General features: G+C 54.4%; 15 protein-coding genes. 10 read left to right on the forward strand and 5 right to left on the reverse strand.

Going from position 1 to position 14,557, the window contains the following annotated elements; all coding sequences use genetic code 11:
• Positions 1–57: 57 nt before the first annotated feature.
• The 3 genes from fliZ to ACERJC_RS09160 form a co-directional block, all read right to left on the reverse strand.
• Entirely contained in the window at positions 58–609 is a 552-nt protein-coding gene (gene fliZ / locus ACERJC_RS09150; RefSeq protein WP_152403980.1) for a flagella biosynthesis regulatory protein FliZ, read from the reverse strand.
• Positions 610–668: 59 nt separating this feature from the next.
• Positions 669–1,388: an RNA polymerase sigma factor FliA gene (locus tag ACERJC_RS09155; protein ID WP_042318303.1), complete on the reverse strand. Its 720-nt coding sequence runs from the start codon at positions 1,386–1,388 to the stop codon at positions 669–671.
• Positions 1,389–1,550: 162 nt separating this feature from the next.
• Positions 1,551–3,089 (reverse strand): flagellin N-terminal helical domain-containing protein, encoded by a 1,539-nt coding sequence (locus ACERJC_RS09160; protein ID WP_178825090.1) that lies wholly within the window; start codon positions 3,087–3,089, stop codon positions 1,551–1,553.
• A 255-nt stretch (positions 3,090–3,344) separates the two neighbouring features.
• On the opposite strand from ACERJC_RS09160, the gene fliD reads away from it, so the two are divergent.
• The 4 genes from fliD to amyA all read left to right on the forward strand — a co-directional run bounded on the left by fliD (position 3,345) and on the right by amyA (position 7,104).
• The gene (gene fliD, locus ACERJC_RS09165) at positions 3,345–4,751 is read left to right on the forward strand and encodes a flagellar filament capping protein FliD (RefSeq protein WP_373671498.1); all 1,407 of its coding nucleotides are present in this window, start codon (positions 3,345–3,347) and stop codon (positions 4,749–4,751) included.
• Positions 4,752–4,766: 15 nt separating this feature from the next.
• A complete protein-coding gene (fliS, locus tag ACERJC_RS09170) occupies positions 4,767–5,174 on the forward strand; it encodes a flagellar export chaperone FliS (RefSeq protein ID WP_042318298.1) in 408 nt (135 codons plus the stop codon).
• Positions 5,174–5,545, forward strand: a complete 372-nt coding sequence (gene fliT, locus ACERJC_RS09175; protein ID WP_042318296.1) for a flagella biosynthesis regulatory protein FliT — start codon at positions 5,174–5,176, stop codon at positions 5,543–5,545. Before fliS ends, fliT begins: the two co-directional genes overlap by 1 nt.
• Before the next feature lie 68 nt (positions 5,546–5,613).
• Entirely contained in the window at positions 5,614–7,104 is a 1,491-nt protein-coding gene (gene amyA, locus ACERJC_RS09180) for an alpha-amylase (RefSeq protein ID WP_152403974.1), read from the forward strand.
• A gap of 36 nt (positions 7,105–7,140) precedes the next feature.
• On the opposite strand, the gene yedD is transcribed toward amyA, so the two are convergent.
• Entirely contained in the window at positions 7,141–7,554 is a 414-nt protein-coding gene (yedD, locus tag ACERJC_RS09185; RefSeq protein ID WP_373671695.1) for a lipoprotein YedD, read from the reverse strand.
• Between the two features lie 185 nt (positions 7,555–7,739).
• Here yedD and yedE point away from each other — a divergent pair, with 185 nt between their 5' ends.
• Entirely contained in the window at positions 7,740–8,945 is a 1,206-nt protein-coding gene (gene yedE, locus ACERJC_RS09190; RefSeq protein ID WP_152403972.1) for a selenium metabolism membrane protein YedE/FdhT, read from the forward strand.
• The gene (gene yedF, locus ACERJC_RS09195) at positions 8,942–9,175 is read left to right on the forward strand and encodes a sulfurtransferase-like selenium metabolism protein YedF (RefSeq protein ID WP_046481248.1); all 234 of its coding nucleotides are present in this window, start codon (positions 8,942–8,944) and stop codon (positions 9,173–9,175) included. The genes yedE and yedF overlap by 4 nt, the downstream gene beginning before the upstream one ends.
• Before the next feature lie 91 nt (positions 9,176–9,266).
• On the opposite strand, the gene fliE is transcribed toward yedF, so the two are convergent.
• The gene (gene fliE / locus ACERJC_RS09200) at positions 9,267–9,581 is read right to left on the reverse strand and encodes a flagellar hook-basal body complex protein FliE (protein WP_373671499.1); all 315 of its coding nucleotides are present in this window, start codon (positions 9,579–9,581) and stop codon (positions 9,267–9,269) included.
• A 216-nt stretch (positions 9,582–9,797) separates the two neighbouring features.
• Between fliE and fliF the strand changes: the two genes are divergently transcribed.
• The 4 genes from fliF to fliI are packed head-to-tail and all read left to right on the forward strand — an operon-like array spanning position 9,798 to position 14,550.
• Complete coding sequence (fliF, locus tag ACERJC_RS09205; RefSeq protein WP_373671500.1) at positions 9,798–11,492, forward strand: flagellar basal-body MS-ring/collar protein FliF; 1,695 nt, start codon at positions 9,798–9,800, stop codon at positions 11,490–11,492.
• A complete protein-coding gene (gene fliG / locus ACERJC_RS09210) occupies positions 11,485–12,483 on the forward strand; it encodes a flagellar motor switch protein FliG (RefSeq protein ID WP_042318283.1) in 999 nt (332 codons plus the stop codon). Before fliF ends, fliG begins: the two co-directional genes overlap by 8 nt.
• On the forward strand, positions 12,476–13,180 hold the full coding sequence (gene fliH / locus ACERJC_RS09215; RefSeq protein ID WP_152403963.1) for a flagellar assembly protein FliH: 705 nt from the start codon (positions 12,476–12,478) through the stop codon (positions 13,178–13,180). Before fliG ends, fliH begins: the two co-directional genes overlap by 8 nt.
• Entirely contained in the window at positions 13,180–14,550 is a 1,371-nt protein-coding gene (fliI, locus tag ACERJC_RS09220; protein ID WP_152403961.1) for a flagellar protein export ATPase FliI, read from the forward strand. The genes fliH and fliI overlap by 1 nt, the downstream gene beginning before the upstream one ends.
• The last annotated feature ends 7 nt before the right edge of the window (positions 14,551–14,557 follow it).

Here is a 14,557-nt window from a genome sequence, read left to right on the forward strand (position 1 = left end):
TAGTGTAGAGCGTTTATCGGTAACGACATAAATCACTCTGCTACATCTTATTCATTTTTAATATATATCAGAAGTCATCCGGAGGGAGGATTTCTGTTGCTGTTCGGGATGGGCATGCGCTTTATATTGCGCGTACTTACGTAGCGCGATGCGATAGTTGTTGGTACTGGTCTCCGGCAGCCACGGCGCCAGATTTTCATCAAGGTAACCGTCCTGGAGCAGATCGTGAGAAATCTTCTGTTCGCTAAGATGATTACCGAGGCGGCGCAGACGGACGACATACTCGCGCACGGTCCCGTGACTCATTTCGGTTTGCTCAAACAAAAATTGTTTAAAACCAATGATGTCGAAGAAATCACTCTGCGTTTTGCAGTGTAAATCACCGCAGAAACGACAGAGTGCCACCCACTCTTTCTGCTCCTGTTGCCAGGCGGCTTCATCCATGAGCGTGTCGAGGCGGGAAATGGCGATTTTGTTGACTATCTGCCCTTTGCGCACCAGCGTGATGCGATCCAGTAACTTATGGCAATGGGCGCAATGCGTCTGGCTGTGTTTAAAGTCTTTGAGGTAGCGGCTTAGAGGCCGTCTTTTTGATTGCTGCACCGTCATGAGAACTCCTGGTAGTTAATACGTTGTGCGGCATTTTTCAGCGCCGACAACGTCGTTCGCTATAACTTACCCAGCTTCGTGCGTAACCGTTTTATGGCCTGACTGTGCAACTGGCTGACCCGTGACTCCCCGACATCCAGAACCGCGCCAATCTCTTTGAGATTGAGTTCTTCCTGGTAATAGAGCGTGAGCACCAGTTGTTCGCGTTCCGGAAGTGCTTCTATGGCATCCATCACGCGCTGGCGCAAATTGCTCTCAAGGAGCTGTTGTAACGGGTTTTCCTGCTGGTGCTCTTCTGTCACCAGCTCGATACTATCGCCATGCTCTTCCCGCCACTCGTCATAGGAGAAGAGTTGGCTGTTGTTGGTATCAAGCAACATCTGACGATATTCTTCTACAGGAATCGCCAGTCGCTCCGCGACCTCGGTTTCCGTCGCATTGCGTCCTAATTCCTGTTCCAGTTGCCCCATCGCCTGTGCCACTTCGCGGGCATTACGCCGGACACTACGCGGCACCCAGTCACGGCTGCGTAGTTCATCCAGCATCGCCCCACGAATACGCTGCACTGCGTAAGTGGTAAATGCCGTTCCTTGCAGAGCGTCATATCGGTCAACTGCATTCAATAACCCGATACCGCCCGCCTGTAGCAGATCGTCCAGTTCTACGCTCGCGGGCAAACGCACCTGCAGGCGCAACGCTTCGTGACGCACCAGCGGTACATAACGCTGCCACAGCGAGTGTTTATCCATTACACCTTCAGCGGTATACAGTGAATTCACGATAAACAGCCCTGCGTTAAATGAGTTATCGGCATGATTATCCGTTTCTGCAGGGGTTTTAATCGGGTGAATAGTGGGTGAAATGAGGGGTTATTTAGGGGTTACCGGTAAAGCCAGAACGAAAAAACCCCGCCGGAGCGGGGTTTGTGCAGGAAGCGTAAATTAACGCAGCAGAGACAGGACGTTCTGCGGAACCTGGTTAGCCTGTGCCAGTACAGAAGTACCCGCTTGTTGCAGGATCTGTGCTTTGGACATGTTGGACACTTCGGTCGCGTAGTCAGCGTCTTCAATACGGCTACGTGCAGAAGTCAGGTTGTTAACGGTGTTACCCAGGTTGGTGATGGTAGAATCGAAACGGTTCTGTACCGCACCCAGGTCAGAACGCAGGGCGTCAACCTGTGCCAGTGCAGCGTCGATCACCGCCAGCGGATCTTCAGTGCTGGTGCTGGCTTTCGCCACATCTTCGTTAACCAGTTTAGCGCTACCGTTTTTGTCGGTAGTCAGGTACATGACTTTGTCATCAGCTGCGTTAGTCACAACGCCGTCAACGTCAACGTTATAGGTTGCACCGCTTGATTTCAGTGTGCTACCTGTTTTGTTTGCACTGACGTTCTGCAGGTCGGTTACCGTAGCAGCTTTGTTGGCGGTTGTTGCGTTAGTGGTCAATGTGCCACTTTGAGAGGCATACAATGCTACATCAGTCTTAACTGTCGCTTTATCTCCAGTAACCTCTTCATCAGCAATTGTGAAGGTGACGGTTTTTCCATCGACTTTCGCCGTATAAGTACCATTACCAAATTCGTCTGAGTCAGCTTTAGCGGTGAACTCCATGCCATCATAAGTGAATTTATCACCTGCTTTAGCATTTGCGCCTAATTTTGCCAGCCCCTCAGCACTATCATTTTGGTCTGCTGTGGTTGTATAAATGGTGGAAGCTGTATTATTAACTGTGGCTGTATCGATTAAACTGCCATCTTTCGCACTAACATACAGTGCTTTGCCATCGTTCATTACTGTCTGGGACTTAACATCAACAGTAATTTTGGTTGATTCAGCAGAATAGCCTGCATCCCCTGGATTTTTAGTACCGTCGCTAACCATAGCGGTATAGTTATCAGTACCGGTCGCGCCAAATTTAGAAATCAGGTCGCTGGCAGTGGCTTTCTGCGCGCCGTTCACACGGAAGTCAGACACGCCCAGGCTCTGGGTGTCGATTTTTTTCAGGTCGATGGAGATGGTTTCACCGTCGTTAGCACCAACCTGAATTTTCAGGGTGTTGTCCTGAGCCAGTACTTTCACGCCGTTGAACTGAGTCTGACCGGATACGCGGTCGATTTCGCTCAAGCGCTGGGTGATTTCGTTCTGGATGGAGGTCAGGTCGCTATCGGAGTTAGTGCCGTTAGTTGCCTGAACAGTCAGTTCACGCACACGCTGCAGGTTGTTGTTGATTTCGTTCAGTGCGCCTTCCGTCGTCTGCGCAATGGAAATACCGTCGTTAGCGTTACGAGAAGCCTGAGTCAGGCCCTTGATGTTAGATGTGAAGCGGTTAGCAATCGCCTGACCCGCAGCGTCATCTTTCGCGCTGTTGATACGCAGACCGGAAGACAGACGCTCAATAGCAGAGCTCAGGGTAGACTGAGATTTGTTCAGGTTGTTCTGGGTCAACAGCGACAGGCTGTTTGTATTAATGACTTGTGCCATGATCTTTTCCTTATCAATTACAACTTGATGTTATTGGGCTGTTGCCCACGGTTTCTCACCGTAACCCTTGTATCGGCACCTTAAATTCGAACTTTAGAGAATTTTGAGTTTCCCAATCATTTTTTCTTAGCCATTGAAATACCCTCTTTATACGCCATTATTCCGGGCATTATTTTTCTAAAACTATTATTAAACTTTGCCCCGGGATTGCCGATAACGCGTTTAACTACTGTTTGCAATCAAAAGGAATAAGGCATGGCTTCGTTTACATCATTGGGCGTAGGCTCAAACTTACCACTGGACACATTGCTGACGAACCTGACCACTGCAGAGAAAAAACGCTTAACGCCTATCACACAGCAACAGAGCGCAAATACCGCGCGCTTAACGGCTTATGGCACGCTAAAAAGCGCACTGGAAAAGTTTCAGACAGCCAACACCACGCTGAACAGTGCCGATCTCTTTAAGAGCACAACCATTACCAGCAGCACGGAAGATTTAACCGCAACGACGACCGCGGGCGCAGCAGCAGGAACCTACACCATCAGCGTCACAAAGCTGGCGCAAGCACAGTCACTTAGTACCACCGCTGACATCAGCTCCACGAAAGATGCGTTGGGTGATACCTCTGCTGACACTCGCACCATCAAAATTGAACAAGCCGGGCGCAAAGAGCCGCTGGAAATTAAACTTTCTAAAGACCAGACGTCTCTGGAAGGTATTCGCGATGCCATTAACGATGCCGATAGTGGTATTTCGGCCAGTATCGTCAAAGTAAAAGAAGGCGATTATCAGTTAGTGCTTACCGCAGATTCTGGCACAGAAAACCAGATGACCATTTCGGTTGAAGGCGACAGCAAACTCAACGATTTATTGGCCTATGACAGCACCGCTGGCAGTGGTCAGATGAAGCAACTGGTTAGCGCGCAGAATGCTCAACTTACCGTTAATGGTATCAACATTGAACGCTCCAGCAACACCATTACCGATGCGCCGCAGGGCGTTACGCTGAATCTGACCAAAGAAGTCACCGACGCACGCCTGACGGTCACTAAAGACAACAGCAAAGCAACAGATGCGATTAAAGGCTGGGTGGATGCATATAACTCCTTGCTTGATACCTTCTCGTCACTGACCAAGTACACTGAAGTGGATCCTGGCGCAGAAGCACAGGATCAAAATAACGGTGCGCTACTCGGCGATAGCGCTGTACGTACTATTCAGACGGGGATTCGCGCTCAGTTTTCTAATGCCGGCAGCACCGGAGCCTTTAAAACCCTGAGCGAAATTGGCATCACATCCGACGGCGCGACCGGTAAATTAAAAATTGACGATGCCAAACTGAAAAAAGCGCTGGATGAAAATACCGCTGGCACACGCGAATTGCTGGTCGGTGACGGTAAAGAAACCGGAATTACCAGCAAAATTGCAGCGCAAGTTAAAAGTTATCTGGCCGACGACGGCATTATTGATAGTGCGCAAGATAATATTAACGCCACGCTGAAAAAGCTGACCAAGCAATATCTGGCTGTCAGCACCAGTATCGACGATACCATCGCGCGGTACAAAACTCAGTTTACACAACTGGATACCATGATGAGTAAACTCAACAGCACCAGTAGCTACCTGAGCCAACAATTTACTGCGATGACCAGTTCCTGATAACCAGAGGTAAACATGTATACCGCGAGCGGTACCAAAGCTTATGCGCAAGTCAGCGTGGAAAGCGGCGTGATGAGTGCGAGTCCGCACCAGTTGATCGAAATGTTGTTTGATGGCGCAAACAGTGCCCTGGTGCGCGCTCGCCTGTTTTTAGCGCAAGGTGATATTGCAGCCAAAGGGGAAGCGCTCAGTAAGGCTATCAACATCATTGATAACGGGTTGAAAGCGGGACTGGATCAGGAGAATGGCGGCGAAATCGCTGACCATCTCTCCTCGCTGTATGACTATATGATCCGTCGTTTATTACTCGCTAATTTACGCAATGACAGTCAAGCCATTGAAGAAGTGGAAGGGTTACTCGGCAACATTGCGGAAGCCTGGAAACAGATCTCACCGAAAGCATCTTCCCAGGAGTCTCGTTAATGACCTCAGCCGTGGAGTTTATCAACCGTTGGCAGCGCATTGCGCTGCTCAGTCAGTCGCTGCTCGAATTTGCGCAGCGGGGTGAATGGGACCTTTTACTGGAGCAGGAAGTCTCCTATCTGCAAAGTATTGAAGCGGTCGTTGAAACGCAAACTCCACCGGGCATGACACGCAGTATCCAGGATATCGTTGCCAGTCATATCAAACAGACGCTGGATAACGAAGAGCACCTGAAAGTTTTACTGCGCCAACGGCTCGATGAGCTCAGTGGTCTGATCGGTCAGTCAACGCGTCAGCAGTCGCTCAACAATGCATATGGTCGGCTTTCTGGCATGCTGCTGGTGCCCGATGCCCCCACTGCCCCGCAATAATTCCCGCTACGTTGGCAAAAATCTTCCATACTCCAGAGGTCGTCTAAAAGACTTCTGGAGCACGGAAGATGAAAAACCCCACCTTACTGCAGTTCTTCCACTGGTATTACCCTGACGGAGGCAAACTCTGGCAGGAAGTCGCAGAGCGCGCAGATAGCCTCAATGATATCGGTATCAATATGGTCTGGCTGCCCCCCGCCTATAAAGGCGCGTCAGGCGGTTACTCCGTCGGTTATGACTCTTACGATCTGTTTGATCTCGGCGAGTTCGATCAGAAAGGCACCCTCGCGACCAAATATGGTGATAAGGCGCAGCTGCTGGCGGCAGTCGATGCGCTGAAGAAAAACGACATCGCGGTACTGCTCGACGTGGTGGTGAATCACAAAATGGGGGCGGACGAGAAAGAGGCTATCCGCGTACAGCGGGTCAATGAAGAGGATCGCACGCAGATTGCGGATGAGATCATCGAATGCGAAGGCTGGACGCGTTACACCTTCCCGGCGCGGGGCGGTCAGTACTCTCAGTTCATCTGGGATTTCAAATGCTTCAGCGGTATCGACCACATCGAAAACCCTCACGAAGACGGCATCTTTAAAATCGTCAACGACTACACCGGCGAGGGCTGGAACGACCAGGTCGATGACGAACTGGGCAATTTCGATTACCTGATGGGTGAAAATATCGACTTTCGTAATCATGCCGTCACTGAGGAGATTAAATACTGGGCACGCTGGGTGATGGAACAAACCCAATGTGACGGCTTTCGCCTCGATGCGGTCAAGCACATCCCGGCCTGGTTCTATAAAGAGTGGATTGAGCATGTGCAGGAGGTGGCGCCGAAGCCGCTGTTTATCGTCGCCGAATACTGGTCGCATGAAGTGGATAAACTGCAAACCTATATCGAACAGGTGGAAGGCAAAACGATGCTTTTTGACGCCCCGCTCCAGCTCAATTTTCATGAGGCGTCGCGCCAGGGTCGTGATTACGACATGAGCCAGATCTTCAGCGGTACGCTGGTGGAAGCCGATCCGTTTCACGCCGTGACGCTGGTCGCCAATCACGACACCCAACCGTTACAGGCGCTGGAGGCACCGGTTGAAGCATGGTTTAAACCGCTGGCCTACGCGCTCATCCTGCTGCGGGAAAATGGTGTGCCATCGGTTTTCTATCCCGATCTCTATGGCGCACATTATGAAGATACCGGGGGTGATGGGGAAACCTATACGATCGACATGCCGGTCATTGAGCAACTCGACGAACTCATTCTTGCCCGCCAGCGTTTCGCCCACGGCATTCAGACGCTCTGGTTTGATCATCCCAACTGCATTGCGTTTAGTCGCAGCGGGACGGACGACGATCCCGGCTGTGTGGTGGTGTTATCCAATGGCGATGATGGCGAAAAGACACTCGCGCTGGGCGCGAACTACGGCAATAAAACGTGGCGAGATTTTCTCGGCAACCGCAGCGAAAGCGTGGTTACCGACGAGAACGGCGACGCCACGTTTTACTGCAACGCCGGCAGCGTCAGCGTATGGGTGATTGAAGAGGCGATCTCGTGAAGCACCCCGACAGGGAGGCTGTCGGGGGACAAAACATTACGGGAGTGGCGTCGGCAGCGGCGCTTTCTCCAGCGCAGCGGCACATTCCACCGTTGGACGATCCACGCGTTGCAAGGTCATCCCGTCATATTCCAGGGTGTTCCCTTCCCGCTCGATCTCGTAAAGTTCACGTTTGACCGTCACGTTAGTTACGTCGCCGGACAGCATTGTCAGCTTACCCGGCAGCGCAATCACCCTCTGCCACTGGCGACAGTCGAGCGTATCCCCCTCTTTGGTCACCACCAGGCTGGCAATGGCTTCCGGACTCACCAGTTTGCGTTGCGGTCCGTTAGTCTGCCAGTACCCTTCCAGTCCGGCGGGCGCTGGCGTTTTGACGACATCATTATAATTTTCTACCTCGGCGCATCCCGTTAACATCAGCAACGCCCCAATGATTGCACATTTTTTCATCATTCATCCTGCATGCGAAGAAAAGAGGATTGTGGCATTAAAGCCCTGCAGCCGCCAGCCTTTCGCGGTACCCGCAGAACTTTGATCCATTTGGGATTACCGCTTAATAGTACCAGGCAAAACAACCACAGTGGTGTACTATCCGCATTCTTGTATCACACCTTCTGAGTTCAGAGGCAAAACACATGTCATGGCAACAATTCAAACACGCCTGGTTAATTAAATTCTGGGCACCTGTCCCTGCGGTCATCGCAGCAGGTATTCTCTCTACTTACTATTTCGGCATCACCGGTACCTTCTGGGCCGTCACGGGTGAATTTACCCGCTGGGGCGGACAAATCCTGCAACTGTTTGGCGTCCATGCGGAAGAATGGGGCTACTACAAGCTGATCCATCTGGAAGGCACTCCGTTCACCCGCATCGACGGGATGATGATCCTCGGTATGTTCGGCGGTTGCTTCGCGGCAGCGTTGTGGGCCAATAACGTCAAACTCCGAATTCCACGCAGCCGCATTCGCATCATGCAGGCGGTGTTGGGCGGGATCATCGCCGGGTTCGGCGCGCGTCTGGCGATGGGTTGCAACCTGGCAGCGTTCTTTACCGGTATTCCTCAGTTCTCCCTGCACGCCTGGTTCTTTGCCGTGGCAACGGCCATCGGTTCCTGGTTCGGCGCGCGATTCACCCTGCTGCCGATGTTCCGCATTCCGGTTAAAATGCAGAAAGTCTCCGCCGCGTCGCCGCTGACGCAAAAGCCGGAGCAGGCGCGCCGTCGTTTCCGTCTCGGCATGCTGGTGTTTATCGGTATGGTAGGCTGGGCGCTACTGACCGCCATGAACCAGCCGAAACTGGGTCTGGCGATGCTGTTCGGCGTTGGCTTTGGTCTGTTAATCGAACGTGCGCAGATTTGCTTCACCTCCGCCTTCCGCGATCTGTGGATAACCGGACGAACCCATATGGCAAAGGCGATCATCTTCGGGATGGGCGTCAGTGCGATCGGTATTTTCAGCTACGTACAACTGGGCGTAGAAGCCAAAATCATGTGGGCGGGCCCGAATGCGGTCATCGGCGGACTGCTGTTTGGTTTTGGTATTGTGCTCGCTGGCGGGTGTGAAACCGGCTGGATGTATCGCGCGGTGGAAGGCCAGGTACACTACTGGTGGGTGGGTCTCGGTAACGTCATCGGCTCAACGATTCTGGCTTACTACTGGGATGACTTCGCCCCTGCACTTGCCACCAACTGGGACAAAATCAACCTGCTCAACACCTTCGGTCCGCTCGGCGGCCTGCTGGTAACCTATCTGCTGCTGTTTGCCGCCTTGATGTTCATCATCGGCTGGGAAAAACGCTTCTTCCGTCGCGCCGGGCTGACCCCTGCTAAGGAATCCGCATGAAACAAATTGTTCCTGATTATCGCCTTGATATGGTCGGTGAACCCTGTCCTTACCCTGCCGTGGCAACGCTGGAAGCAATGCCACAACTGCAAAAAGGGGAAATACTGGAAGTGGTCAGCGACTGCCCGCAGTCCATCAACAACATTCCGCTGGATGCCCGTAACCACGGCTACACCGTGCTGGATATTCAACAGGACGGACCGACGATCCGCTATCTGATTCAGAAATAACAGGTTGCCGGAAGGCAACTAAACCTTATCCGGTCTACAAGAAGTGTGAATCGTAGGCCGGATAAGCGTAAGCGCCATCCGGCACGCAAACCTACACCTGCATACTCATGACTTCCTGATAGGCCGACACCAGTTTGTTTCGCACCTGGATCCCCATCTGCATAGAGACTGAGGCTTTTTGCATATCGGTCATCACATCGTTAAGCGCAATTCCCGGCTCACCCAGCGTGAATTTTTCCGCCTGTGTGCGGGCGGCGGTTTGCGTATCGCTGATGCGGTCCAGCGCCGCGTGCAGTTGACCGGCAAAACTCACGGTCGGCTGCGGCAGTATCTCCTGCGCCCGGGCGCCCATCGCCGTGGCCTGGAGCTGGCTGATGACCCCTTCAATCCCCTGTATCGCTGACATGATAATCCCCTGGATGGTTTTCTACGCAGCAGAGATTACCAGTTTGTCAATAAGATAAAGGCGCTAAATAACGCTATAAAACCCCGGTTTTTACCGCATAGAAAAAAACGAAACCGCAAATAATGAGACCGTCAATTTTTCGATTTTGCTGACCCGGGAGTGAGTCTTGTTCCACTTTGCAAATAAAGCCGTCCACGAACAGTCACGAGGTGCGAGATGAACGCGACTGCATCGGCTGCAACCCAACCTAAACCTCTCGAGTGGCTTAATCGCCTGCGTGCGAATCCCAAAATTCCTCTGATTGTTGCGGGCTCTGCTGCCGTCGCCATTATTGTGGCGATGGTGCTGTGGGCCAAAGCGCCTGACTACCGCACGTTGTTCAGCAATTTATCCGATCAGGATGGCGGGGCTATCGTCACCCAGTTGACCCAGATGAATATCCCGTACCGCTTCTCGGAAGGCAGCGGTGCGATTGAAGTTCCGGCAGAAAAAGTCCATGAACTGCGCCTGCGCCTGGCGCAACAAGGACTGCCAAAAGGCGGTGCGGTAGGCTTTGAACTGTTGGATCAGGAAAAGTTCGGCATCAGCCAGTTTAGCGAGCAGGTGAACTACCAGCGGGCGCTGGAAGGCGAACTGGCGCGTACTATCGAAACGCTTGGCCCGGTTAAACGCGCTCGCGTGCATCTGGCAATGCCTAAGCCGTCCCTGTTCGTACGTGAACAGAAATCCCCTTCAGCCTCGGTTACCGTCAATCTGGAGCCGGGACGCGCCCTGGATGAAGGGCAAATCAGCGCGGTCGTGCATCTGGTTTCCAGCGCGGTGGCGGGTCTGCCACCGGGTAACGTGACGCTGGTCGATCAGGCCGGTCATCTGCTCACCCAGTCAAACACCAGCAGTCGCGATCTGAACGATGCTCAGTTGAAATACGCCAGCGACGTGGAAGGCCGCGTCCAGCGCCGTATCGAATCGATCCTGTCACCGATTGTCGGTAACGGGAATGTCCATGCGCAGGTGACCGCGCAGTTGGATTTCGCCAATAAAGAGCAGACGGAGGAGCAGTATCGCCCCAACGGCGATGCCTCTCAGGCCGTGCTGCGTTCGCGTCAACTGAACGAAAGCGAGCAAATTGGCTCAGGTCTGCCGGGTGGCGTGCCGGGGGCGCTGTCCAACCAGCCTGCGCCGGCGAATACGGCACCGATCACCACGCCGCCAGCGAATCAGCAAAATGCGCAGAATGCACAAAACGGACAGAACGCACAGCAGCAGACGGCCACCAGCGCCAGTGTCGGTCCGCGTAATACTCAGCGCAACGAAACCAGCAACTATGAAGTTGATCGCACTATCCGCCATACAAAAATGAACGTCGGCGACGTACAGCGTTTGTCCGTCGCGGTGGTTGTGAACTACAAAACGTTGCCGGATGGCAAACCGCTGCCGCTTACCGCCGATCAAATGAAACAGATTGAAGATTTGACTCGCGAGGCAATGGGCTTCTCAGACAAGCGCGGCGACACCCTGAACGTGGTCAACTCACCGTTCAGCGCCACGGATGACGACGCGGGCGAACTGCCGTTCTGGAAACAGCAGCTATTTATCGAACAATTGATCTCTGCCGGTCGCTGGCTGCTGGTGCTGTTGGTGGCGTGGATCCTGTGGCGTAAAGCGATTCGTCCGCAGCTGACACGTCGTGCTGAAGAGGCGAAGGCCCTGCAGGAACGCGAGCAGATCCGTCAGGAGACCGAAGAAGCCGTTGAAGTTCGCCTCAGTAAAGATGAGCAGACTCAGCAGCGCCGGGCAAATCAGCGACTGGGCGCAGAAGTGATGAGCCAGCGCATTCGCGAAATGTCAGATAACGATCCGCGCGTCGTGGCGCTGGTCATTCGCCAGTGGATGAATAACGATCATGAGTAATGCTCTTTCCGGTACCGATAAAAGCGTCATCCTGCTGATGACCATTGGCGAAGATCGCGCGGCGGAGGTGTTCAAACACCTCTCCCAGCGCGAAGTACAAACGCTGAGTGCGGCAATGGCAAACGTCCGCCAGATCTCCAACAAACAACTGACCGACGTGCTGGCGGAGTTTGAGCAGGAAGCCGAGCAGTTTGCCGCCCTGAACATCAACGCCAACGAATATCTGCGTTCGGTGCTGGTGAAAGCGCTGGGCGAAGAGCGAGCGTCCAGCCTGCTGGAAGATATTCTCGAAACCCGCGATACCGCCAGCGGCATTGAAACGCTCAACTTTATGGAACCGCAAAGCGCCGCTGACCTTATCCGCGACGAACACCCGCAGATTATCGCCACCATTCTCGTGCACCTCAAACGCGGTCAGGCGGCGGATATTCTGGCACTGTTCGACGAACGTCTGCGTCACGACGTCATGCTGCGTATCGCCACCTTTGGCGGCGTACAGCCCGCCGCGCTGGCGGAACTGACCGAAGTGCTCAACGGCCTGCTCGACGGTCAGAACCTCAAACGCAGCAAAATGGGCGGCGTAAGAACGGCGGCAGAAATTATCAACCTGATGAAAACGCAGCAGGAAGAAGCGGTTATCACCGCGGTGCGTGAATTCGACGGCGAGCTGGCGCAAAAAATTATCGACGAGATGTTCCTGTTCGAAAACCTGGTGGATGTGGACGACCGCAGCATCCAGCGTTTGCTGCAGGAAGTGGATTCCGAGTCGCTGCTGATCGCCCTGAAAGGCGCGGAACAGCCGCTGCGCGAGAAGTTCCTGCGCAACATGTCGCAACGTGCGGCAGACATCCTGCGCGACGACCTCGCCAACCGTGGCCCGGTGCGTTTGTCGCAGGTGGAAAACGAGCAGAAGGCCATTCTGTTGATTGTGCGTCGTCTGGCGGAGACCGGCGAGATGATGATTGGCAGCGGCGAGGATACCTATGTCTAACGAGCTGCCGTGGAAAATCTGGACCCCGGACGATCTCGCGCCGCCGCTGGCTGAATTTGTGCCCATGGAGCACAACGATGACCCCGTGCCAGCAGAGGATGAGCCAGAGATCAGTGCGGAACAGCAGCTCGAGCAGCAGTTAGCGCAGCTGAAAATTCAGGCCCACGAGCAAGGTTACAACGCGGGCCTTGTGGAAGGTCGGAAGTCCGGTCATGAACAAGGCTATCAGGAAGGGCTGGCGCAAGGACTGGAGCAGGGCCAGGCGCAGGCCCGCTCCCAACAGGCACCGCTTCATGCGCGGATGCAGCAACTGGTCAGCGAATTTCAGCACACGCTGGACGCACTGGACAGCGTGATCGCCTCGCGTCTGATGCAGATGGCGCTGGAAGCCGCGCGTCAGGTGATTGGTCAGACGCCCGCGGTGGACAATTCCGCTTTAATCAAGCAGATCCAGCAGCTCTTACAGCAGGAGCCCTTGTTCAGCGGCAAACCGCAACTTCGCGTCCACCCGGATGATTTACAGCGCGTCGAAGATATGCTCGGCGCCACCCTCAGCCTGCACGGCTGGCGTTTGCGTGGCGATCCGACCCTGCACCACGGCGGCTGTAAAGTCTCTGCGGATGAAGGCGATCTTGACGCCAGCGTCGCGACCCGCTGGCAAGAACTGTGTCGTCTGGCCGCGCCGGGAGTGATCTGATGACTTCACGCCTGACCCGCTGGTTGACGACGCTGGACAACTTCGAAGCCAAAATGGTGCAGCTTCCGGCCGTTCGTCGCTATGGGCGACTGACCCGCGCCACCGGTCTGGTTCTGGAGGCCACAGGGTTACAGCTGCCGCTTGGCGCGACCTGCGTGATTGAACGCCAGGAGGGAACCGAAACCCGCGAAGTGGAAAGTGAAGTGGTGGGCTTTAACGGTCAGCGGCTGTTTCTGATGCCGCTCGAAGAGGTCGAAGGCATTCTGCCCGGCGCGCGCGTCTACGCCAAAAATATCGCCAGCGAAGGGCTGCAAAGCAGCAAACAACTGCCGCTGGGTCCGGCGCTGTTAGGTCGCGTGCTCGACGGCAGCGGCAAACCGCTCGACGGTCTGCCCTCCCCTGATACCACGGAAACCGGGGCGCTGATTACCCAGCCGTTTAACCCGTTGCAACGTACGCCGATTGAGCATGTGCTGGATACCGGCGTGCGCCCGATCAACGCCCTGTTAACCGTTGGTCGCGGCCAGCGTATGGGGCTGTTCGCCGGTTCCGGCGTCGGGAAAAGCGTACTGCTCGGCATGATGGCGCGCTATACCCGCGCTGACGTCATCGTCGTCGGACTGATTGGCGAACGTGGTCGCGAAGTGAAAGATTTTATCGAGAACATTCTCGGTGCCGACGGTCGCGCGCGTTCGGTGGTGATAGCCGCCCCGGCGGACGTTTCGCCATTACTGCGCATGCAGGGCGCCGCTTATGCCACCCGTATTGCGGAAGATTTTCGCGATCGCGGTCAGCACGTACTGCTGATCATGGATTCCCTGACCCGTTATGCCATGGCCCAGCGTGAAATCGCCCTGGCGATCGGTGAACCGCCAGCCACCAAAGGCTATCCACCTTCAGTGTTCGCCAAACTCCCGGCGCTGGTTGAACGCGCGGGGAATGGGATCCACGGCGGCGGCTCTATCACCGCATTTTATACGGTGCTGACCGAAGGTGACGATCAGCAGGACCCGATTGCCGACTCGGCGCGCGCCATCCTTGACGGTCACATTGTGCTGTCGCGTCGTCTGGCGGAAGCCGGGCACTACCCCGCAATCGACATCGAAGCGTCGATCAGTCGCGCGATGACGGCGCTGATTACGGAACAACACTACGCCAAAGTGCGTCACTTCAAGCAGCTGTTGTCGAGCTTCCAGCGCAACCGCGATCTCGTCAGCGTCGGCGCTTATGCCAAAGGCAGCGATCCAATGCTCGATAAAGCCATCGCGTTGTGGCCACAGCTGGAGGCGTTTTTACAGCAAGGTATTTTCGAACGCGCTGACTGGGAGGATTCCCTGTCGGCGCTCGATCTGATTTTCCCGACGGTGTGATAAAGCA

This window comes from Citrobacter telavivensis, assembly GCF_041807075.1.
Lineage (GTDB): Bacteria > Pseudomonadota > Gammaproteobacteria > Enterobacterales > Enterobacteriaceae > Citrobacter_A > Citrobacter_A telavivensis.